At 62.8% G+C, this 20,471-nt stretch carries 20 protein-coding genes, 1 tRNA gene and 1 pseudogene; 10 read left to right on the forward strand and 12 right to left on the reverse strand.

Annotated features, from left to right (window positions below):
• Window positions 1–137: 137 nt before the first annotated feature.
• The 4 genes from ACLGL5_RS05955 to ACLGL5_RS05970 all read right to left on the reverse strand — a co-directional run bounded on the left by ACLGL5_RS05955 (window position 138) and on the right by ACLGL5_RS05970 (window position 2,978).
• Window positions 138–380, reverse strand: a complete 243-nt coding sequence (locus tag ACLGL5_RS05955) for a Trm112 family protein (RefSeq protein ID WP_069090546.1) — start codon at window positions 378–380, stop codon at window positions 138–140.
• A 218-nt stretch (window positions 381–598) separates the two neighbouring features.
• The gene (locus tag ACLGL5_RS05960; RefSeq protein ID WP_027047556.1) at window positions 599–1,270 is read right to left on the reverse strand and encodes an LON peptidase substrate-binding domain-containing protein; all 672 of its coding nucleotides are present in this window, start codon (window positions 1,268–1,270) and stop codon (window positions 599–601) included.
• Window positions 1,271–1,391: 121 nt separating this feature from the next.
• Window positions 1,392–2,399 carry a thioredoxin gene (gene trxA / locus ACLGL5_RS05965; RefSeq protein ID WP_069090547.1) on the reverse strand — a complete coding sequence of 336 codons (1,008 nt, stop codon included), beginning with the start codon at window positions 2,397–2,399 and terminating at the stop codon, window positions 1,392–1,394.
• A gap of 81 nt (window positions 2,400–2,480) precedes the next feature.
• On the reverse strand, window positions 2,481–2,978 hold the full coding sequence (locus ACLGL5_RS05970) for a prolyl-tRNA synthetase associated domain-containing protein (protein WP_069090548.1): 498 nt from the start codon (window positions 2,976–2,978) through the stop codon (window positions 2,481–2,483).
• A 212-nt stretch (window positions 2,979–3,190) separates the two neighbouring features.
• Between ACLGL5_RS05970 and ACLGL5_RS05975 the strand changes: the two genes are divergently transcribed.
• Window positions 3,191–3,265: transfer RNA gene (locus tag ACLGL5_RS05975), tRNA-Gly, on the forward strand.
• A gap of 859 nt (window positions 3,266–4,124) precedes the next feature.
• Here the strand turns inward: ACLGL5_RS05975 and ACLGL5_RS05980 are convergent.
• The 7 genes from ACLGL5_RS05980 to ACLGL5_RS06010 all read right to left on the reverse strand — a co-directional run bounded on the left by ACLGL5_RS05980 (window position 4,125) and on the right by ACLGL5_RS06010 (window position 10,672).
• On the reverse strand, window positions 4,125–5,426 hold the full coding sequence (locus tag ACLGL5_RS05980) for a glucoamylase family protein (RefSeq protein WP_069090549.1): 1,302 nt from the start codon (window positions 5,424–5,426) through the stop codon (window positions 4,125–4,127).
• Between the two features lie 20 nt (window positions 5,427–5,446).
• Window positions 5,447–6,457: an FAD:protein FMN transferase gene (locus tag ACLGL5_RS05985; protein WP_083246489.1), complete on the reverse strand. Its 1,011-nt coding sequence runs from the start codon at window positions 6,455–6,457 to the stop codon at window positions 5,447–5,449.
• Window positions 6,438–8,642, reverse strand: a complete 2,205-nt coding sequence (locus ACLGL5_RS05990; RefSeq protein ID WP_069090550.1) for a PepSY domain-containing protein — start codon at window positions 8,640–8,642, stop codon at window positions 6,438–6,440. The genes ACLGL5_RS05985 and ACLGL5_RS05990 overlap by 20 nt, the downstream gene beginning before the upstream one ends.
• A gap of 12 nt (window positions 8,643–8,654) precedes the next feature.
• Entirely contained in the window at window positions 8,655–9,125 is a 471-nt protein-coding gene (locus ACLGL5_RS05995; protein ID WP_069090551.1) for a DUF2271 domain-containing protein, read from the reverse strand.
• A 40-nt stretch (window positions 9,126–9,165) separates the two neighbouring features.
• Window positions 9,166–9,528: a hypothetical protein gene (locus ACLGL5_RS06000; protein WP_038648533.1), complete on the reverse strand. Its 363-nt coding sequence runs from the start codon at window positions 9,526–9,528 to the stop codon at window positions 9,166–9,168.
• Between the two features lie 156 nt (window positions 9,529–9,684).
• Window positions 9,685–10,371 (reverse strand): cytochrome b/b6 domain-containing protein, encoded by a 687-nt coding sequence (locus ACLGL5_RS06005; RefSeq protein ID WP_069090552.1) that lies wholly within the window; start codon window positions 10,369–10,371, stop codon window positions 9,685–9,687.
• On the reverse strand, window positions 10,361–10,672 hold the full coding sequence (locus ACLGL5_RS06010) for a PepSY domain-containing protein (RefSeq protein ID WP_069090553.1): 312 nt from the start codon (window positions 10,670–10,672) through the stop codon (window positions 10,361–10,363). The genes ACLGL5_RS06005 and ACLGL5_RS06010 overlap by 11 nt, the downstream gene beginning before the upstream one ends.
• A 146-nt stretch (window positions 10,673–10,818) precedes the next feature.
• On the opposite strand from ACLGL5_RS06010, the gene ACLGL5_RS06015 reads away from it, so the two are divergent.
• From ACLGL5_RS06015 to ACLGL5_RS06055, 9 genes and pseudogenes are all read left to right on the forward strand, one after another.
• Window positions 10,819–11,478 carry a response regulator transcription factor gene (locus ACLGL5_RS06015; RefSeq protein ID WP_069090554.1) on the forward strand — a complete coding sequence of 220 codons (660 nt, stop codon included), beginning with the start codon at window positions 10,819–10,821 and terminating at the stop codon, window positions 11,476–11,478.
• Between the two features lie 56 nt (window positions 11,479–11,534).
• Window positions 11,535–12,836 (forward strand): sensor histidine kinase, encoded by a 1,302-nt coding sequence (locus ACLGL5_RS06020; RefSeq protein ID WP_240564856.1) that lies wholly within the window; start codon window positions 11,535–11,537, stop codon window positions 12,834–12,836.
• Between the two features lie 362 nt (window positions 12,837–13,198).
• Complete coding sequence (locus tag ACLGL5_RS06025; protein ID WP_038648526.1) at window positions 13,199–13,927, forward strand: ABC transporter ATP-binding protein; 729 nt, start codon at window positions 13,199–13,201, stop codon at window positions 13,925–13,927.
• A complete protein-coding gene (locus ACLGL5_RS06030) occupies window positions 13,921–16,287 on the forward strand; it encodes an ABC transporter permease (protein ID WP_069090555.1) in 2,367 nt (788 codons plus the stop codon). Before ACLGL5_RS06025 ends, ACLGL5_RS06030 begins: the two co-directional genes overlap by 7 nt.
• A 2-nt stretch (window positions 16,288–16,289) precedes the next feature.
• Window positions 16,290–17,477, forward strand: a complete 1,188-nt coding sequence (locus ACLGL5_RS06035) for an efflux RND transporter periplasmic adaptor subunit (RefSeq protein WP_069090556.1) — start codon at window positions 16,290–16,292, stop codon at window positions 17,475–17,477.
• Window positions 17,478–17,658: 181 nt separating this feature from the next.
• Window positions 17,659–18,045: a DUF302 domain-containing protein gene (locus tag ACLGL5_RS06040; protein ID WP_038648521.1), complete on the forward strand. Its 387-nt coding sequence runs from the start codon at window positions 17,659–17,661 to the stop codon at window positions 18,043–18,045.
• A gap of 182 nt (window positions 18,046–18,227) precedes the next feature.
• Window positions 18,228–18,422 carry an SHOCT domain-containing protein gene (locus ACLGL5_RS06045; protein ID WP_069090557.1) on the forward strand — a complete coding sequence of 65 codons (195 nt, stop codon included), beginning with the start codon at window positions 18,228–18,230 and terminating at the stop codon, window positions 18,420–18,422.
• A gap of 44 nt (window positions 18,423–18,466) precedes the next feature.
• A pseudogene (locus ACLGL5_RS06050) lies at window positions 18,467–18,916 on the forward strand (universal stress protein).
• Between the two features lie 178 nt (window positions 18,917–19,094).
• A complete protein-coding gene (locus tag ACLGL5_RS06055) occupies window positions 19,095–19,295 on the forward strand; it encodes an OsmC family protein (RefSeq protein WP_494372885.1) in 201 nt (66 codons plus the stop codon).
• 31 nt (window positions 19,296–19,326) lie between these two features.
• On the opposite strand, the gene ACLGL5_RS06060 is transcribed toward ACLGL5_RS06055, so the two are convergent.
• Window positions 19,327–20,388 carry an AI-2E family transporter gene (locus tag ACLGL5_RS06060; protein WP_069090558.1) on the reverse strand — a complete coding sequence of 354 codons (1,062 nt, stop codon included), beginning with the start codon at window positions 20,386–20,388 and terminating at the stop codon, window positions 19,327–19,329.
• Window positions 20,389–20,471: the final 83 nt, after the last annotated feature.

Here is a 20,471-nt window from a genome sequence, read left to right on the forward strand (position 1 = left end):
AGCCGATCTCCCCCCTTGTGGGGGAGATGCCCGGTAGGGCAGAGGGGGGCGCTGTCCCGCCGGCCTCTCAAACTTCTACGCCCAGCTGCTTCGCGGCTGCTCTCCTTGGGAGAACAAACGATGGACGGCTATGCAGTTCAGGCCGGCCCACCCAGCCTCGGCGGTGCCAGCACATCCTCCGCCGACAGCGTCCGCGCCTCGGAAGGCAGCATGATCGGGATGCCGTCGCGCACCGGATAGGCGAGCTTGGCGACCCGCGAGATCAGTTCGCCGCGCTCTGGATCCCAGGCTAGCGGCCCCTTGGTCAGCGGGCAGGCCAAAAGCTCCAGCAGCTTGGGATCGACATCGATCTTCTTCCCGTCACGCCCATCCGCCGCCATCGGTTCCTCTTCTCAGCTTCTAGCCTAGATGTACCAAGACCCAGGTCAGGCCGAACCGGAGTCGAAGACGGGCGCACAGCGACCAAAATGGTGGCTTCCGAGAACCGGAGCGGAGCGTACTTTTCGTACGTGAGCTCAGTTCTACTGCGACGCAGTAGAACTGAGAAGCGCAGGAAGCCTCCATCTGCAGGCCGGCATCACCTGAATATCGGCACATCTTACTGTAGGCTCGAGCCAAAGTCCTCATTCTCGCGCGCCAGCGCCATTTCGGTGATGGCGATCAGCGTTTCGGCGCGCGTCTTCAGGTCGGCGGCTTCGAGCAGCGCCTGTTTCTCGGCCGGGCCGTAGGGCGCCATCATCGACAGCGCATTGACCAGCATGGCATTTTCGGCGCGGCTGACGCTTTCCCAGTCGGCCTCGAGATCATTGGCCTGAAGATAGGCGCGAAACGCCTTGAGCAGTGCCGGCCGGTCGATCTCGTTCGCCGCCGGATCGTCATCGAGATCGGCGAGGAAGGGCGCGGGCTTCGCCTGGCGAAACGGCGTCTTGACCGTCAGTTCATGGGCGATGCGGAAGCGGAACACGCCCTGCAGAGAAATCAGGTAACGGCCGTCGCCGGTTTCGGAGAAGGCGATGATACGGCCGGCGCAGCCGACATTGCACAGCTCAGGCTCGCCATCCTCGCGCAGCGCGCCGTCCAGACGCGGCTGGATGACGCCGATCAGCCGCGAGCCGGCGACCGCTTCGTCCACCATCTGCAGATAGCGCGGCTCGAAGATGTTGAGCGGCATGCGGCCGCCCGGCAGCAAGAGCGCGCCCTCGAGCGGAAAGATCGGGATCGTCGACGGCAGATCCTTGGCCAGCCGGTAATGCGCGTTTCCCGCTTGCACCACATTCCTCCGATCGACTTCTTTCGCCCGCCGCCGGGATCGTCGGCTTGGCCGAAGTCAGCTTCCTAATCTGGCGCGGCCGCCGCCGACCACAAGCCCGTGCGACGAAACAGCCGCCGGCTCAGGAAAACAGCAGCGCCGACAATTTGCGCCGCGCCGCCAGCGTCGCCTCGTCGGTCATGCCCCAGGCTTCGAAAAACTGCAGCAATTGCGTCCTGGCGCCATCCTCGTTCCAGCCGCGGTCGGCCTTGATGATGGCCAGCAGATTGTCGGCAGCCGCCGTGCGTTCGCCCCTGGCGTTCTGGATCATGGCCAGGTCGAAACGCGCCTGATGGTCTTTGGGGTTTTCGGCGAGGCGGCGCTCGAACTCGGCCGGATTGCCAAGTTCCGCCGCTTGCGCGGCCAGCGCCATCTTGGCACGCAAGGCGGCGAGAACAGGCGCGTCCTTCTTGGCCTCGGGTGCCGTTGCCAGCAAGGCCTCGGCGCCTTGCGTGTCGCCGGCCTCGAACAGCAGCTCGCCCAGTCCGGCGATCGCCTCGACCGTCTCCGGCGCCTGCGCCAGGACGGCGTCAAAAATGTCGGCGGCGGTCTGCATGTCGCCGGCCTCGCGCGCTTCGGTCGCAGCCGCCAGCGCCTCGGCCATGGCCGGGGCGCCATTGCCCTTGCCGCCGACCTTGGTGATGAACTCGGCGATCTGGCTCTCCGGAATGGCGCCCATGAAGCCGTCGACCGGCTGGCCGTCCTTGAAGGCGATGACGGCCGGAATGGACTGGATGCCGAGCTGGCCGGCGATGGAGGGGTGATCGTCGATGTTCATCTTGACCAGCTTGACCTTGCCGCCGGCGGCCCGGACTGCCTTTTCCAGCTGCGGTGTCAGCTGCTTGCAGGGGCCGCACCACGGCGCCCAGAAATCGACGAGCACCGGCTGGCGGCGCGATTCCTGGATGACGTCGGCGGCGAAGGCGGCGGTCGTGGTGTCCTTGATGACATCGCCCGCGGGGGCGGCGGCTGGCGCATCGCCAAGCGAGACCTTCGCCGGCGCGGCTGCGGTTCCGCCATACTGAACGGTGGTGGCATACTGGCCGCCACTGCTGCCGAATGACCCGCCAAACGGCTTGTTGTCGCTCATCTCGTCACCCTTTCGGTCGCGCCGCCGGCCCGCGGGTCGGCGCCATGTCATTGGAAGTCGGTTTCGCCATGCATGTGGCGATCATGCCGAGACTTTCAAGATAGCAGCATCGTGCCCGGTTGCCTCGACGAATCTGATGAGATCGGCCGACGCGATCGATGTCGTCGCCTCATTGGTCAGCGGATGGGCGTTGATGACGGCATGTGCCATCAAATCCTCGTCGAGCACCAGCTTGACCCGGTTGGCCGTGTCGTTGATGACGCCGAAGACGGTGACGGCGCCCGGCGAGACGCCCAGAAGCTCCATCAGCATCTCCGGCTTGCCGAAGGAAACACGGCTGGCGGCGCCGATCAGCTGGTGGATCTGCTTGAGATCGACGACCGCGTCCTCGCCGACGGTGACCAGGAAGAAATTGTCCTTCTTGTCCTTCAGGAACAGGTTTTTCGTGTGCCCGCCGGCGATCTCGCCGCGCAGCGCCTGCGAATCGGCGACCGTGTAGAGCGGCGGATGGCGTTTCGTCGAAACGGCGACGCCGAGTTCGGCGAGAAAGGCAAAAAGTTCGGCTTCGGTCTTCGGCATCGGTCTTCTTCTTCGTCGTTTTCCCGCCTTGCCGTTTACGGCCAATGCGGTGGCCGGCACAAGGCCATCGCATGACAGGCCGATCAAATCCCCGCGCCGCAGGCGGTTTGCCGGCATCGTTTGGCGTGTTGAAAAAAGCCTGCGATTTCCCTGTTGCAATCGCCGCGCTCTTCAGCCATATAGGCCCGGCTTGCGGCCAAGACGCCGTGTGAGCGGGTGTAGCTCAGGGGTAGAGCACAACCTTGCCAAGGTTGGGGTCGAGCGTTCGAATCGCTTCACCCGCTCCAGTTTTCCTTAGGGGAGATCAAGCATCGAAAAGCCGCGGTCCGCCGCGGCTTTTTCGTTTTTCTGAAGTGTGGCGGCGCCGTCGAAGCAACGACCGAGAGTGCATGGTTTTACAGCTGGTTTTACAACTGACGTTCATTCTTTGGTCCCGTCAATCTTACGGATAATCGCTTGTGTGGCCGCTGAACGCCCGACGTAACGACGAATGATCTTTCCACTCGTTCCTCCTCCCAAGCTAGGATTTCGCGATGACCCTGAACGAGAGCCCCGCCAGATAAAACTTAGCTGCCATTTCTCTGAAATCGTGGAAGCGGTGCAAATCATCATGCAGCCCTGCGTCTGCGGTAAGGATTCAAACTGACCTCATTCACCTCTGGCAAGGATCTGCTTGCGTCGGGTGCTGACCTTCGGAACGTGCCCCTGTAAGCGACCGCTATGGGCCGAAAACTGCCCGTCGGCTGTCGGGGTGAATCTGCCGTAAGCAGGCTCTTTGCTCATAGTCTCTTGTTGAATGGCCAGGAAGGACATCGTTGGTCTGCCCCAGGGGCTTTTGCCGTCATCAGGACGGCGAAACGTGACCGTGCAACTGATCGGGACACTCGGGTCGGGTGCACCCTCGATTATCCGAACCGAAATAGCACTCGACGCTCTTCAATCCTTCGCACGATGCTATACTCGATGGCCGCCCTCTCGCCTGAGAGTTTTCCGGCGAGATATCGACAAAAAGGGCCGGAGTGGCCGCGGTTGTTGGCTAATGAGGATTGGCGCATGAGTGCGAAAATGCGGGCCACAGCTGTGTGCAATAGCTGGATTTTCGAGGCGGCGGATGGCTGAGTTCAATCAAGTCCCTTGAGGTTTGCATCAGGTGTGGGGAAGTTGATCCAACCAACCACCCTCGAAACCTGCCCGTTGCAGGCCGTCACGAATGTACGGACACAAGCGCATCAACCGCCATAATAGTCCGGTGCGCACATTCTCAATCATCAATACGATGGGGCCTTCGTCGAGGCCGAAATGCCAAGGTGAGACCCACCAGCCGAACGCCCCTTTGGCTTTGCCCTGCGGGTGGGTCGGATTAAAGGACGACGCGAAACCGTACGTTCTGCTGGACTTGAGTTTGGCCTTATGGATCCAGAAGGCGATTGTCGGCAACACGATCTCCGGAGCAAACGGCAACGAGGTGACGGCTGCCCAGGGCGCGAGCGTTCCATCGTCGGGGCCAAACGGAACGCCACGCGCGGCATAGTCAAGGAACCGGCGTTCGATGCCTTTCAGTTTGATCGTGGAGGGCCCGGGGCCATCACTAGCGGTAATGCCCCAGCAGTGTTCTCCGTAGCCGTCGAAGCCGCGTGGATTTTCCAAGGCGTAGCGGTGCTGGACAAGAGTGGCGCGTCGGCTGTTTTCGAAATAGTCGCTTCCCTTGCCGCGCATGTAAGTGTCCTGCAGACCGCGAAGATCAATCCACACATGCGAAAGTTGATGGATGAACAACGGTCCCGCATAGACATAGTCGTGACCGTAGACATTCAGCCATCGGAATGTAGCGGTCCATGCCGTATAACTGCTGGAAGGCAGAGGGTGGGTCGGCGAGCCGAGGCCCAAGACATACAGCAGAAGCGCCTCATCGTAACCTTCCCAGCGATACTTCAGGAAACCAGCCTCGGGAGTCCAACCGTGGGTGACGGTCTTTCCTTTGTTTAGCGCCCAGCGCCAGTCGACCCGACGGTAAAGCGCATCAGCCAAGGTCCGGATTTCTGTTTCGGCCTTTGTGTCCCGGTCGAAGAAAGTGGCAGCCGCCAATGCACCCGCCAGCAGCAGGGTGCTATCGATGGTCGACAGCTCGCAGCGCCAAGCCCGCCGGCCGGTTTGCATGTCGAGAAAATGATAATAGAAGCCGCGATAGCCGGTGGCGTCCGGCTCAGGACCGTGAGGGCTGTTCCAGAAGAAGCTTAGCGTGGCTAGCGTCCGCTCCACCGCGGCCTTCCGGCTCATGAAGCCACGCTTGACCCCGACTGGATAGCATCCCAGCGCAAGGCCGGTGGCGGCGATGCTTGCGGGCCAGTCGGCTTCGGTCTTGTCACGAACGAGACCGTTGGCTGGGTTTGCCTCATGGGCGAAGTAGTCGAATGTCTCCCGCTGCAGAGTCTCGAGGTCGTCGTTCATGGCAATCGCCTCGCCCTCATCTAACTCAGCATCATCGGAAACCTACTACAGCGTCTCCCACGGCGCGATGCCTCCAAGTTGATCACCGCCTTGCTGCTACAGTCTATCCGGCAGGAGCCGATGCTATCTGCTTCACCCCGAAGCAGGAACAGGGCATCAATCCCCAGTCGTCGGGCAATATCACCGCCCTTGTCCGGGCCCAGTACCATGAGCGCGGTCGCCCAAGCATCGGCCTCGGCGCAGGTGGGCGCAAGGACTGTGACCGACGCCGGAGGTTTGGTAAGTGGTGCGCCGCGTGTCGGATCCATGGTGTGTGAGAGACGTCGGCCTTGTACCTCGACCCAGTGGCGGTAGTCGCCGGACGTGGCTACCGCGCAATCCTGCAAGGCGAGGATTGAATGCGGCGCGCGGCGTTGCGGGTTCGGTTTCTCCAATGCGACCGTCCAGGCCTCACCGTCGGGCCTGAGGCCCATGGCCCGCAACTCGCCATCGATGCCCACGAGCCCGTCGCGGACTCCGAAGCTGCCGAGGATCTCGGCAAGACGGTCCACGCCGTAACCCTTAGCAATGCCGTTCAGGTCGAGCGCAATTGGTACGCGCTTTCTCACCCTGGCTCCATCGATCTCCAGCGCGTCGGGGGCAGGCAAACGCCTTGCCTGCATCGCGCTACGGATTCGATCCGAACTGGCTTCAAACGGGCCGAAGCCCCACGCGGTCACCGCGTCGCCCATGCCGATGTCGAAGGCACCACCCGTTTCCCGGCCGATCCTCAGTCCCAGCCGGATCACGTCCATAAGGCGTCCCGGAACCGTCTCCCACTCTTCCGCGGGCGCCCGGTTGAGGCGCATCAGATCGCTGTCGGGTTTCCACGTCGACATCTGCGCATCGACCTCATCGACCCCGGCCTGCAGGGCCGCACGGAGAGCTTTCACGTCGAAGCCGGAGGGAGCGTGGAATAGCGCAGACCAGCGCGTGCCCATCGTCGGCCCGTTGAGGGCGTGGCGCTCAAGATCAGTAGACATCTTCGACATAGCGCCCCTGTGCCTTCAAGACTGCGGGGGACAGGCCAAGCGGTTCAAGTATCCGCGCCATCGCCTCTGCCACTCCGGCCGCCATCTGCCGCCCGCCGCACACCATGACGCGTGCCCCCTTGCGTATTGCGCGGACGACTTCGAGCTGCTCAGCGGCCAGTGCGTCCTGAACGTATCGTGGCCGCGCGCCGCGGGAGACCGCCGTGGACAGGCTGGATAGCCTGCCAGCAGCCGCCCAGGCTTCGAGTTCCTCGCGATAGAGGAAATCGCTTTCGGGAAGTCGCATCCCGAAGAACAGATGAATCGGTCGCCGCGCGGTATTGGCGCGGATGAAGCCGGCGAGCGGTCCTATTCCGGTGCCCGCTCCGATCAGGATCAGGGGAGCGCTGTCGCTTCTGAGACGGAACGTTGGATTGCGACGAATGAAGCCGGCGGCAGCCCCGCCCGGTTCGAGCGCCATGAGTTCGCCCGAGCAGATGCCTCCCACATGCTTGCGCACCACGATCTCGACGAACCCGTCCCGGCTGCCTGATGACAGCGAATAGAAGCGCGGCACGGGCGATCCCTCTGGCACGATGCCGAGCAGATCTCCAGGTTCGAAGCGTGCGAACCCGTATCTCGTCAGGCGTTGCCAAACGGCCAAGGGCGGCAGGGCAAAGCGTAGGATCGCGGTCGGAGCCTGGACTTCATGGCCATAGTCGCGTCGCGAAACCAGCGTCAGCGTCTTGGTCTCGGGCAGGATCGGCTGGTGATTCAGTTCAAGGTCGACGCCGAGCGCAGCACCGAGCGCACGGCCCCAGCGGGTGAATCCCTGCGGCGACTGGCGGTCCACCGTTTCGAAAGGCAGCAGAAGCGGCCAGCTCTTGCCTTCCGCCGCAGCGGCAACCGCCCTGGCGTAGGCGCAGAAGCCCGGGAAGCTCCGATCGCCGAAGCCCAGCACCGCCAGTCTTGCCTGTGGCGCGGCGGAAAGTCCGGCCACTCGATCGAGGAACCCCTTCGCCGACGCCGGCGGATCGCCATTGCCATAGGTCGCGGCAAGTATGAGGTACTGTTGCGCGCTGGAAAAGCGGACCGGGTCGAACGCCGACATCGGCGCGGTGTGGACGCGCTGCCCGGCGCTGGTCAGCGCCGCGTGAAGTGTCCCCGCAAAACCCCAGGTGCTGCCACCCTCGCTTCCGACCAGGATGACCGTCTCAGCGCGGGCCGGTGCGGCATTGTCGCGGATTGTGGGGCGACCCTTGAGGTTCGCCAACCAGATGAGGAGCCCGGTGGCGCCCATGACAGGCACGGCAAGCGCCGAAAGCCCTAGAAGCAGGCCGAGAAGAGCGGCACCCTGTCCGGTGTGGATCATGTAGATGGTTTCGGAGACACGCGTCCAGCCACTCAGGCCGGACCAGCCTAGCGTTGCTCCGGTTCCCTGGTCGAGGTAGCCGGTGCCGGTGTCGGTCTTGAGCGTAAAGACGTCGGTGGCGTCTCCCTGATAGGGGAAGTTCAGCTCGCGCAGGCTCGAGACTGGCGTCGCCGCGAGCAGCGGCATCGATGTCAGCTGCGCGCCAATTGTGCCGCTTGCCGCAGGCAATTCCGCTAGGGCCGCCTTGTCGGGAAGGAGCCCGAAGGTCGAGGCCGTCATCCAAAGCGCAGTTGCTGCCGACAGCAGGAGGCCGGGTACTGCGAGCCGCGCAAGCTCGACATGGACGCGTCCTGCCACAGGTCCCCGAAGCGGGCCAAACCAGCGTCTCCACCCGCCGGCGCGTCGCGCGACGAGCATGGAACCGGAGACAGCGAGGGCGAGCATAGCCGCCGCTCCCGCCGCCATGGCGATGCGGCCGGCGTCGTCAAGGAACAGCGAGCGGTGCAGGTTGGTGAGCCAGCGCTGCATCGGATTCGGATCGGCCGATGCTGTAGCGGTTCCGGTCGCCGGATCGATGACGGCGGACGCCGGCGTGCCGCCATCGAACCAGTAGGCGGTGAAGCGACCGGAGGGCGAACGCCGGATCTGCTCGACTCCCGGGAAGGCGGCCTGGATGCGCGCGGCAAGGTCTGCAACGCTCATCGACTGTTTCGCCTGAGGTGCGGAAATCCGCTCGGCCGCCGGGAAGATGGACAGCACCGCACCGCTGACAGCGAGCAGCGTCAGAAGAACCAGGGCCGGCAAGCCCAGCCAGCGGTGAAGGGCACGGATCATCGTTGCGACCCCTTACAAGCCGTAGCTGAAGTTCGCGATGTAGCGGCGGCCGGGGACGGATTGTCCCGCTCCTTGCGCGGTCAGCGGCACGGCGATCTCGTTGGGGCTGTCGCGCATGTCCTCGGCGGCCGCGTCGATGTGAACGGTATAGCCCGCGTCAAAGAGCGCGTCGGCAAGGTCGAGCGTGATCTCCAGCCGGCGGCCGGCGCCCACGCTCGCTCCGGTGATGCCATTGATCTCGGCCGTGTTGCCGCCCGTCGCGCGATACCAGTCGGACAGGTGCTCGTAGTACTTGGACTTGGTTCCGGCCATCCACAGGCTGCCGGCGTAGGTGCCCTTGGGGTCTGTGACGTAGATAGCGAGGAAGGCCCCGTTGCCGCCATAGTCCTTCAGCGTGGTTGTGATGGTTACCGGCCGCGCCATGGCGATGCCGGGGAGTGTCAGCGCCGTGGTCAGAGCCAGGGTGGTGAATATGGTCTTCATTGGACTGTTTCCTTGATCTGCCGTGATGCGGGCCGTTGGCTCAGTTCACCTGGACCTTGGGCGTCGCGCCGGTGCCAAAGAGGCCGTTGCTCGGGGGAGCCACGCTCCCGGCCGGAGCCGGGCCGGAGGCGTTGCCGCCATCGGAGTCGTCGTCATCCTCTTCGTCGCTTGCGCCATGTTCGTCATCATCGCCTCCGCGTTGCAGGCTGCGACTGTGTTTAAGGTCAGCGCTGTCATCATCGCTGACCAGCATTGGGGAAGCACTTGCGTTGCGGAAGGCAGTCAGGGCCACATCGCGCGGTCCTTCGAACAGGCCAGCGCCGTGCATCGCGCTCCACGCGGGAAGGCCGATCCCGGCGATCAACGCCGTCGACGCGAGCAAGATGACAAGGGTCTTTTTCATGGCAGGATCTCCTTTTTCTGCTGCCACTGTTCTGACGGCCAGACCTGATCCTCTCCTGAAGGGAATGGGTTTTCTGCTTCAGCTTGCCGTCAGGAATTGAAAGGCCCCGCCGAAACGGCGGGGCCGGGTTGGCAACCTATTGCGAAATGTCCCTATTCAGGCGACGTCGTCGGGAGCGGGAGGCCTCTTGCGGCCCGTGAGCATCGCCAGAATCAGGTTCTCGCGATGGCGGAACGACGCCAAAACCACTCCGCCGACATGCAGCGCGACCAGCAGTAGCATCAGGTTGGCAAGGGCCTCGTGGACTTCCTTGAGCGGACCCACGGCCCGCCCTTCCACGGCGGCTCCAATCCCGCCCTCAGTGTCGTTGCCATCATTGTCTGCGAATGCGGGGGCGACGATCCGCATCTGTGCGACAGCCGCAGCGGCGCGGTCCGGCGCTTCCATAAGCCATCCGGTGAAGGCGGTCCCGGACAGGGTCACCAGGATCGCCACGACCATCGCCGCACCAGCCGGGTTGTGGCCAAGGTAGCGCCGTTCCCGGCTTCCTGCCATGTCAGCGATGTAGGAGATCGTCCGGGCCGGTCCACGGACGAATTGTGTGAAGCGGGCGTAGCGGCTGCCGACGACACCCCATACGATCCTGAAGCCGACCAGACCGGCGATCGCGTATCCAGCAAGCTGATGAACGGGCTGGAGATCTTCCGCCATAAGCCAAGCCGTGGCGAACACGACGACGAGGCTCCAGTGGAAGAGACGGACCATCGGGTCCCAGACAGGAACCGGCCGCGCAGCCGCGTTGCGGGACTCGGACTCGGTCGGGGCAATGTCATCAATTGTCATGGCGGTCTTCTTCGTCCTGGTGCCGATTGGCGTCACCCCTGAGTTCAATCTGGATGATTTCGAGGGTGGATGGCTGGACTGTCACCTCGATCCGACGGCCTTGGGCGTCGATGCCGTCGATTTCATAGCAACCGTCGTGGATTTTGATCCGACGCACGGTCCAGCCATGCTGGGCCGCCAGAGTGGCAACGGCCTCCCTCGGCTTCCAGTCCGCCATCGGCACGAAGCATTCGTCATCGGCGCGCACCGGCCCTGCGGAGAGGGACGCGACACACGCAAGAATTATCAGGGCAAGCCGCATGGGCCAGGACTCCGTTCGAACCGATTTGCGCCAGCGCAAAGTGCACGGCCAAGCTGACGCTATCCTGAAGTTTACGCGCAATCCGCTTCAGCCGGGCGTCAGGAACGTCCGGCAAGGAAGGCTGTGACCGCGAAGGGCGAACGAAAATGCGAATCCTGCTCATAGAGGACGATAGCGTGCTGGGCGCGGCCGTACGCGACCAGATCGTCGGTGACGGCCATTCGGTGGACTGGGTCTCGCGGATCGACGCGGCCAGGGACGCGATGGCGGGTGCGGCCTACGACCTGATCCTGCTTGACCTGATGCTGCCCGACGGAAGGGGCATCGTGTTCCTTCGTGCATTGCGGGCCGCCGGAGATGTCACGCCCGTCATCGTGCTCACAGCGCTCGACCAGGTGTCGGACAGGATCGAAGGGCTGACCGCGGGGGCGGACGACTACATGGTCAAGCCGTTCGATCTCGACGAGCTGTCGGCGCGCATCGGCTCGGTCGCGCGCCGATATTCAGGCAATCCCAACCCCATCATTCGGCTTCGTTCGCTCGACATCGACATCGCCCGCCGAAATGTGCGTCGGGACGGCAAGGCCGTTCAGCTGACAGCCCGCGAATGGGCACTGCTGGAGGCGTTCCTGACGCGGCCCGGCCAGTTGCTCTCCAAGGCGCAGCTCGAGGAAAAGCTTTATGATTTCGATGCCGAGGTGGAAAGCAACACGATCGAGGTTCATGTCAGCAGGCTGCGCAAGAAGCTCGGCACCGACCTCATCGAGACCGAGCGGGGCCTCGGCTACAGGTTGGCTCAGGCGTGAGGCGCCCCCGAAGCCTACAGGGCAGGCTCCTCCTGACGCTTGGAGGGGTTCTGCTCATGATCTGGGCCGGCGCGGCGTGGGCGACCGCTGTCCTGCTGCGGCACGGCATCGAGGATGTCTTCGATTCCTCCCTCCAGGAGACCGCGCAGCGCCTGCTTCCCTTGGCGGTCCTGGACATCGTGGGCCGCGAGGACGAAGACGTCGCCAGCCAGCGCCTTGGCGCGATCCGCGCCCATGACGAACTTCTCACCTACGTGATCCGCGACGACAAGGGCAAGATTTTGCTTCAGTCCCATGCGGCCGACCTCGCCGTGTTCCCGCCTTATGAAGCGCCCGGCTTCGGTCGGACTGCGACGCATCGCCTATACAGCGAGGAGGCCCTGCAGGGGACGGTGCGTATCACCATGGCCGAACCGCTCGCCCACCGGGCTCAGGTGGTGAGGGATGTCCAGATTGGCCTCGGATTGCCGATCCTCCTGGTGATTCCGGCCGCGCTTGCCGCCGTGCTGCTGGCGGTCCGGAGAAGCACAAAACCGCTGCGGGCGTTCCGCGAACAGCTCGAAACCCGAAGCGAGAAGGACCTTGGGCCTCTCGTGTCCGATGAACTGCCCAGCGAGCTCGACCCGTTGGCCGACACCTTGAACGCGCTGCTCAGGCGGCTCAGGGCCGCCTTCGAGGCCGAACGCAGCCTCGCCGCCAACACCGCGCATGAACTCAGGACCCCGCTCGCCGGCGCGATTGCCCAGGCGCAGCGCATCCGGAAGGAAACCAGCGAACCGCAAATCGAACAGCGGGCAGCGGACATCGAGGCGACCCTCAAGCGATTGACGGTGCGGGCCGAGCGGCTCATGCAGTTCGCCCGGGCGGAGGGCAGCCGGCTCCGATTAGAACGTACATCCGACCTGCGCGCTGCCCTGCGTGTCGTGGTCGATGACTTGCGCAGAGGCATGCCACGGGAGGATAGGGTCGTCCTTCGCCTGCCGGAAACCTCCGTAATGTCCGACATCGATCCCGATGCCGTTGGAATCGTGTGCCGCAACCTCGTCGAGAATGCCTTGCGCTATGGCAGCGACTCCTGCCCAGTCGAAGTGACGCTCGAGCCAGATGGGTTGCTCACGGTTTCAAACGATGGACCCGTCGTGGCGCCCGAGGCACTGGCGAAACTGGCTGACCGTTTCGAGCGAGGCGGAGCTTCGGCCCGCGGCAGCGGAATAGGGTTATCAATCGTTTCGACGATTGCCGACCGCATAGGCAGCTCTGTCGCCCTCAGATCGCCGAGACCCGGGACGCGGTCCGGTTTCGAAGCAAGTGTTAAGCTCCCAATCGCAAGCGAGCCCAAGCAGACAGCTTCATCCTGATCCGGTCGCTCAGTTCGGAAAGGACCGAAGATCCTTCGTTGGCGCGACCACGACGCTAGGTGGCCCAGAAGACGTGGCTTTCAGGAATTGCAGAAGCTGACCCCCTATGGCAAAGATGAGGCCCGAAGCAGTCGTCCGTGTCTGGGTTCACCCGTGCGGATTATGGATGCGCGTGATGCCGATCCAATAGCTGCACTGTCATGAGCATGCGGTGCACCCGGGCTGGGCCCTTCCTACTGGACCCCGGTTTGCTTACCAACGTTCCGACTTGACGAGAGTCAAGGTGATCGAGCCGTCCAGACTGTAGCACCTTTCCGGCGTGGGCTGGAACCGGAGTCCGCATGCCAGTCCAAGGACAAGACATGGAGAGTTCAGCAAAGCAACCCTTCGCCCCGGTATTCGTGGCCCGGGGATTGACCAAGGTCTATGGCGCGGGCGATTCACGTGTCGTGGCGCTGAAGGACGTCGACCTCGATATCCGACAAGGCGAATTCATCATTCTTCTTGGCCCCTCGGGTTCGGGAAAATCGACCCTGCTCAACATCCTCGGCGGATTGGACGCTCCGACGTCAGGCACTGCGACCTGGCGAGATCACGAACTGACCGGAGCCAGCGACGAGCAGCTCACGACATACAGGCGCGAGCATGTCGGCTTCGTGTTTCAATTCTACAACCTGATACCGAGCCTCACTGTCGAGGAGAACGTGCGGCTGGTCGCGCAGATCGCCAGCAATCCGATGACACCGGCCGAGGCGCTCGAACTCGTTGGACTGTCGCATCGCGCCGGTCACTTTCCTTCACAACTGTCCGGTGGAGAACAGCAGCGCGTCGCGGTGGCACGCGCAATCGTGAAGCGGCCGGATATCCTGCTCTGCGACGAGCCGACCGGCGCGCTCGACGTCGACACCGGCAGGCTGGTTCTGGCGGCAATCGCCAAGGTCAATGCGGAGCTGAACACGACGACCGCCGTGATCACTCACAACTCGGCAATCGCGGGGATGGCTCATCGCGTGTTGCGGCTGAGCGGCGGGCGCATCGTCAAGGAAGAACCGAATCCGCGGCGCATCCGGGCCGAGGATGTGACATGGTGAACGTCCTGGACATCAAGGTGGCGCGCGACCTTTGGTCGATGCGGCTTCAGGTCCTCAGCATCGCGCTGCTCGTCGCGGCCGGCGTGGCCGTCTTCGTGATGTCGGTGTCGAACTACCAGGCGCTGATCGGCGCCATGGAGGCGCACTACCGCAACGAACGTTTCGCCGACATCTTCGTGGGCATGACGCGCGCGCCGCTCTCGATCGTCGATCGGCTGCGCGAAATCAACGGCATTGGCATTGTGGAGCCGCGCGTCGCCGAGCCGGTACGCGTGATCCGCGAGGACACCAACCTTCCGATCTCGGGGCGCGTCATCTCGCTCCCGGCCGCGGGCCAGCCGTTGCTCAACCGCCTGCATCTCGTGCAGGGACGCTGGCCCGATCCGCTGCATCCGGAAGAAGTCATCATCAACGCGGCGTATGCCGAGGCGCGCGCCGTGCGGAGCGGAGAAACCATGGAGGTGGTGCTCAATGGCCGGCTGCAAGGCTTCCGCGTCGTGGGCACCGCCCTGTCACCCGAATTCATCTTTGCCACCCGCGCCGCGGTGCCGCTTCCGGACGATCGGAATTTCGTGGTGGTGTGGGCAAGCGAGGATGCGGTGGCAAGCGCCTTCGACATGAAAGGCGCCTTCAACGACGCGCTGATGACTCTGGCGCCCGGCGCAGGGCCGCAGCATGTCTTGGAAGAGGTCGATCGGTTGCTGGCGCCATACGGCGGCACCGGAGCCTATGGCCGGAGCGATCAGCCGTCGCACCGCTTTCTCAAGGACGAACTGGCGGAGCAGGAGACGCTGAGCATCGTCATGCCGTCGGTCTTCTTCGGCATCGCGGCGTTCCTGCTCAACGTCGTCATCGGCAGGATGGTGGAAGCACAACGGGGGCAGATCGCTTCGCTGAAGGCGCTGGGGTTTGCGAACCGCACCATCGCCTTCCACTACTTCAAGCTGGTCACCGCCATCGCGTTGCTGGGATCGGCGATAGGTCTGGTCGTGGGGCGCTGGTTCGCGATCGGGGTTGTCGGGAGCTATGGCGCTTTCTTCCGGTTTCCATCGCTGGGGGCGCAACTGGAGCCATGGCTGCTCGTCGCGGCGACCCTTGTCAGCGTCGGCGCGGCGAACCTTGCCGCGGCATCGGCGGTATACCGGATTGCCATGCTTGCTCCCGCCGAAGCCATGCGCCCCGAGACGCCGCCCGCGTTGCACACATTCAGCTGGCTGCAGGCGATTGGAAGCCAGCGAATTCCGCTTCAGTACGTGATAGCGGCGCGCACGATCCTCGGACGGCCCGTGCGGACGCTGTTGACGACCGTCGGAATCGCGCTGGCCATTCCGCTCATTCTGTTCGGGCTCTACTGGTTCGACGCCATCGACTACATGATCGATGTGAGTTTTGGACGCATCGAGCGCGGTGACGCGTTTGTCACCTTCACGGAACCGGTCTCGGCGGATGCACTCTACGAGCTGCGGGCGATACCTGGCGTGCTTGAGGCTGAAGTGCAGCGAGTCGTGCCGGTCACATTGCGAGCTGGCCATCGCTCCTATCGCACCTCGGCTACTGGTCTGGATTCGGGTTCCGAGCTCAAGGTGCTGAGAGACAGCGCGCTACGGCCGATTGCCGTACCCTCCGATGGCATCATGCTCAGCCGGACGATCGCGAGGCAGCTAGACCTCAACGTCGGCGACAGTGTCACGATCGAGGTGCTCGAAGGCAGCCGGGCCGTCAGGGAAGTCACCGTCCGCAGGATTTCGGACGATATTCTGGGGGCGTCCGTGACGATGGAGCGCACCGCACTCAATCGCCTGATGCGGGAGGGTTCCGTTGCGAATGTCGCGGCACTCAGGATCGATCCGGGTCAATCTGATCGGCTCTGGTCCAGGATAAGGTCAATGCCGAAGATCGAGGCAAGCTCGGTCATGGCCCTGTGGTTTGCGCTGTTCAACGAAACGATCGGCGGAATGGTGGTTATCGGCGCGCTGGTCCTCTTGGGGTTTGGAATGCTGATCGCCATAGGCGTGGTCTACAACAGTGCCCGCATCGCCCTGCAGGAGCGCGCCTGGGAATTGGCCAGCCTGCGCATAGTCGGACTGACGCGGCGCGAGGTATGTGCCGTCATTGTCAGCGAGCTTGCCTTGGAGCTGATTGTGGCCATCCCCGCCGGGCTCCTGATCGGACGGTACCTGATCGAATTGATCGCGTCGGCGCGCGCGAGCGAGTCGTTTCAGATCCCCGCCGTGATCGATCGCAGCAGTTATGCCATCGCCGCGCTCCTGGTCATCGGCGCGGCCATTGCCAGTTTCATCACAATCCGCCGCAGGATCGACAAGCTCGATCTCGTGGCTGTCCTGAAGACGAGGGACTGAACATGAAGCGTCGAACAACTTCGATCGCCGGTGCACTGGTGCTGGCGCTTGCGGCACTGGGCTTCTACTGGCTCCTGATGCCGCAGCCGACCCTTGTCGAAACCGCCGAGGTGGTGACCTCGCGCTTCCAGGACACGGTTGAAGAGGACGGCCGCACGCGCGTGCGGGATCGCTATCTGGTGTCGGCGCCCTTGTCCGGGCGTATCCAGAGGTTGACACTCAAGGCCGGCGATACCGTGCGGACGGGAGAGAAGCTGGCGACCATTACGCCGCCAGTTTCGCCGCTTCTCGACCCCCGCGTGCGGCTAGAGCTCGAGGCCCAGGTCGGTGCCGCTGAGGCGGCGGTCGAGGAGACGGCATCGCTTCACGAGCAGGCCAAGGTGCTGCTGGCTCAGGCCAGTGCGGATTTCGAACGCACCAGGGAGCTCGTCAAGCGCAACGTGGCGGCCGCGGCTCAACTGGAGCGTGAGGAATTCCTGTTCCGCTCAACGCAGCGACAAACCGATGCCGCCGAGCGGCGCTGGCACGCCGCCACGCATCTTCTGGAACAGGCGCGCGCGGCACTGAACTCCGCCAACAATTCCGAAACCAGCGAGAGTTTCCCGGTATCCTCGCCCGTAGACGGCCGCGTTCTCAGGGTCATGCAGGAGAGCGAGACCGTTGTCGCGCAGGCAGCGCCGTTGCTCGAACTGGGTGATCCTGGCGATCTCGAAATCGCCGTCGACGTTTTGACGACCGATGCCGCCCGGATAAGGGAGGGCGACAAGGTGATCATCGAGCGTTGGGGCGGCCCCACCGATTTGCTTGGGGCCGTGCGGCGCGTCGAGCCCTCCGGCTTCACCAAGATCTCCGCGCTCGGCGTCGAGGAGCAGCGCGTCTGGGTCGTTGTCGACATAACCTCGCCACGGGAGACGTGGACCAGCCTGGGGGATGGCTATCGCGTCGAGGTCAAGATCGTGGTTGACGAGAACGACCAGGCAATCGTCGTGCCGATCGGAGCCCTGTTCCGGCGCGGCGATGCCTGGAGCGTCTTCGTTGTCGAGGCGGGCCGCGTTCACCTGCGAGAGATCCAGGTGGCGCGCCTATCGGCTCGCACTGCCGCCGTGGCGCAGGGCGTTCGACCTGGCGAGATTGTGGTCATCTATCCACCTGCCAACCTTGCCGAAGGCGGCAAGGTCACGCTCCAGTAAACTTGCTATTTGACGGTGCAATCGATGTTGATGCTATGTTCTATGTAAGTCGAAACTTCCGTTCGTATTTCGGCGATAGTCGATGCCGTCGACGATGTGTGAATGGTCCGCTTGCGGCTCGCGCGATACGCAGTCAGGGCGTGCTCCTGGCGAGCTTTTGTCTGTTTGGAGGCGTAAATCAATGACGTATTACATAGGTCGGATGTTGCCGACGGCCTTCGACGAGGCCGTCGCGCGAACGAAAGCAGCTCTAAAGGCCGAAGGTTTTGGCGTGCTGACTGAGATCAATGTGCAGGAAACGCTGAAGACCAAGATCGGTGTAGAGTTCCCGAAATACATTATCCTCGGTGCATGTAACCCCGCGCTGGCCCACGAAGCTCTCCTGCTGGAAAACAAGGTGGGGACGATGCTGCCGTGCAACGTCGTCGTGCGGGATTCGGGAAACGGACAAACTGAGGTCGCTGCGATCGATCCGGTCGCCTCGATGCAAGCGATCGATAATCCGGCGCTCAAACAAGCTGCACAAGTTGTGCGTTCGAAGCTTGAGCGCGTGGTAGCTCAACTTTAGGCATCGTATGACAATTCTGGAGCCCAAAGCGCTTGTGACTTGGCCCGCGCATCTGAGGATTCTCCAAGCGATTTGATCCAACGCAATGCGACGCGCGCCGTCCGATTGTTTGGTGTCACGAGGATGGAGTACTCGCTATGATGTCGTGGGGGTGGAGCAATTGCTGCGGCGGAGCTTGGGGCATGCCATTCTTCGGCTTTGGCCCGTTGCTGCTGATCCTGATCGCGGCTGGTGTTGTCTACTATTTTTGGCATCAACCCACGCGCGACCGTTCACGTGAAGCGGCCTCGCTAGATATTCTGGATCGCCGCTACGCCTCCGGCGAGATCACGAGAGAGCAGTATGAGCAGATGAAAGGTGACCTGAAAAGGCACTGAATTTTCGCAGTTCAGACGCAATCGCTCGCTCAGGTACGAATGCGATTTACACGCACTTCCTTATTTCAACGGATGGTTCTGACTTCGCTTGGAGTGGCGTTACGCATGGACTGTCCCTCGCCAATCGCCTCAAGGCCAAGGTTATCTTTTTGCATGTCACCGAGCCATTCCCAATGTTTGATTGGGGAAGTCCAATGTCGGGCTATTCAGCCGGCGCAAAATTCGTCTCATACGAGGAAGAGGGGCGCCGTTTCGCGGGGCAAATACTAGATCAATGCAATGCAGCGGCTGACCGGCTCGGTGTGCAAGCCGAGGCCGTCCATCTTGAAAATAGGAAGCCGGCGGAGGCAATCCTTGAGCTGTCCTAGACCCGGGGCTGCGATCTGGTAGTTTTGGCCGCGCACGGACGCCGGGGCCTCGCCAGACTGCTACTGGGCAGTCAGGCGACAGAGGTGCTTTCCTTCAGCACGGTCCCTGTGTTGATCGTCCGATAGGAACGGTGACAGAAGCAATCGACATTCCAAGTTGTCCGCGATTTCTGACCTGGATCAACCTCCAACTCCCCAACACCGGCTAGAAGCGCCAATAGCATGCCTCCCAGGCGGGCGGCGAAGCAGGTGCACCATGTTCGAATACAGCATTGAAGCCAGACGGACCGATGCACGAGGCAGCGTGGCCACGACCAAGAACGCCGCGCTTGTTCTCGACACCAGCCTCGAGGGCCGGACCGATGCCTTCAATCCAGCCGAACTGCTTCTGGCGGCGATTGCAGCCTGCATGATCAAGGGCATCGAGCGCGTCACGCCGATGCTCGATTTCAAGCTGCGCGGCGTCAAGGTTGTGTTGCATGCCGTTCGGCGCGACGGGATTTGACCCCTACGCAGGTTTGCATCACGTTGTGAGATCATTCCTGTTGCTGGCGGTTGCTGATTTTGTCGCGCGCAGCCCATACCTCGATGAGCAGCAAAGTCACCGTGACTGCCAAGGGACCCAGTATGAATCCTGGAGCCCCGAACAGGGCGAGCCCACCTATCATCGATATGAACGCTGGGATCGTGTGGAGCCTCAGCTGGTTGCCGACCAACATCGGGCGAAGGACGTTGTCGATTCCGCCTACAACAATACCGCCCCAGCCCGAGAGAATCAGGGCCTTGCCCCAATCACCGTCAAGCAAGAGGAGGATTGCTGCCGGTATCCACACGAGGAACGAACCCAACACAGGCACGACGGAAAGCAAACTCATCACCACGCCCCAAAGAAGGGGCGTCGGCAACCCGAGGATCCAGAACATCAACCCGCCCAAAGAACCCTGGACTGCTGCGACCGCCAGCGTCCCATATACCGTGGCGTGAACGGTATCGAAAACCCGCTGGAACAGCCGCTCGGTATCGGCGCTCTCCAACGGCATCCAATCATGGAGCAGGCGCGCGACTGCGTTCCGATCACGCAGGAAATAGAACAGCATGTAGAAGGTCAGGAGGACTTCGGCCACTTGCAGCACGGAACCCTTGACGAACGTTGCACCGGCGTTGCTCAGCCATGTTGCGAGGCTCGCCATCATCGACGGCAGATCGATCTGTTGCTCTATCCACTTTCCAATAGGTGCTATGCCGGGGTGGGCGTCCAGGAGAAGTTGGAGCTCTCCATCAGCGACCCGGGTTCGGATCGAGGCTGCCCCAGAAGCAGCTTCCTCGACCAAGCGCTCTAACAGGAAAGCTGCGGGGACAACGACGAGCAGTACGATCGTCAAGACCGAAACCATCGCCGCAAGGTTGGGGAGTTTCAACTTCGTCTCGATCCAGGAATGGAAAGGGATAAAGAGGATTGCCAGTGCCAACGCCCATGTGATCGCGCCCAAAAATGGCTCGGTCAGAAGCACGCAGACGACAATCCCGACGATCGCGGCGGCCGCTAGGACAAGTGTGCCAACCTGGCTTCGACGAACTCGTGGATTGTCTGCGCTCATTTTGCCGACACCGAAACGGTTCGTCCGGGAGTTTTCTTCACGTCCAACTCTTTCCCAACAGAAGACTGGTCATTGATCGTTTC

This window comes from Mesorhizobium sp. U510 (genome assembly GCF_059180695.1).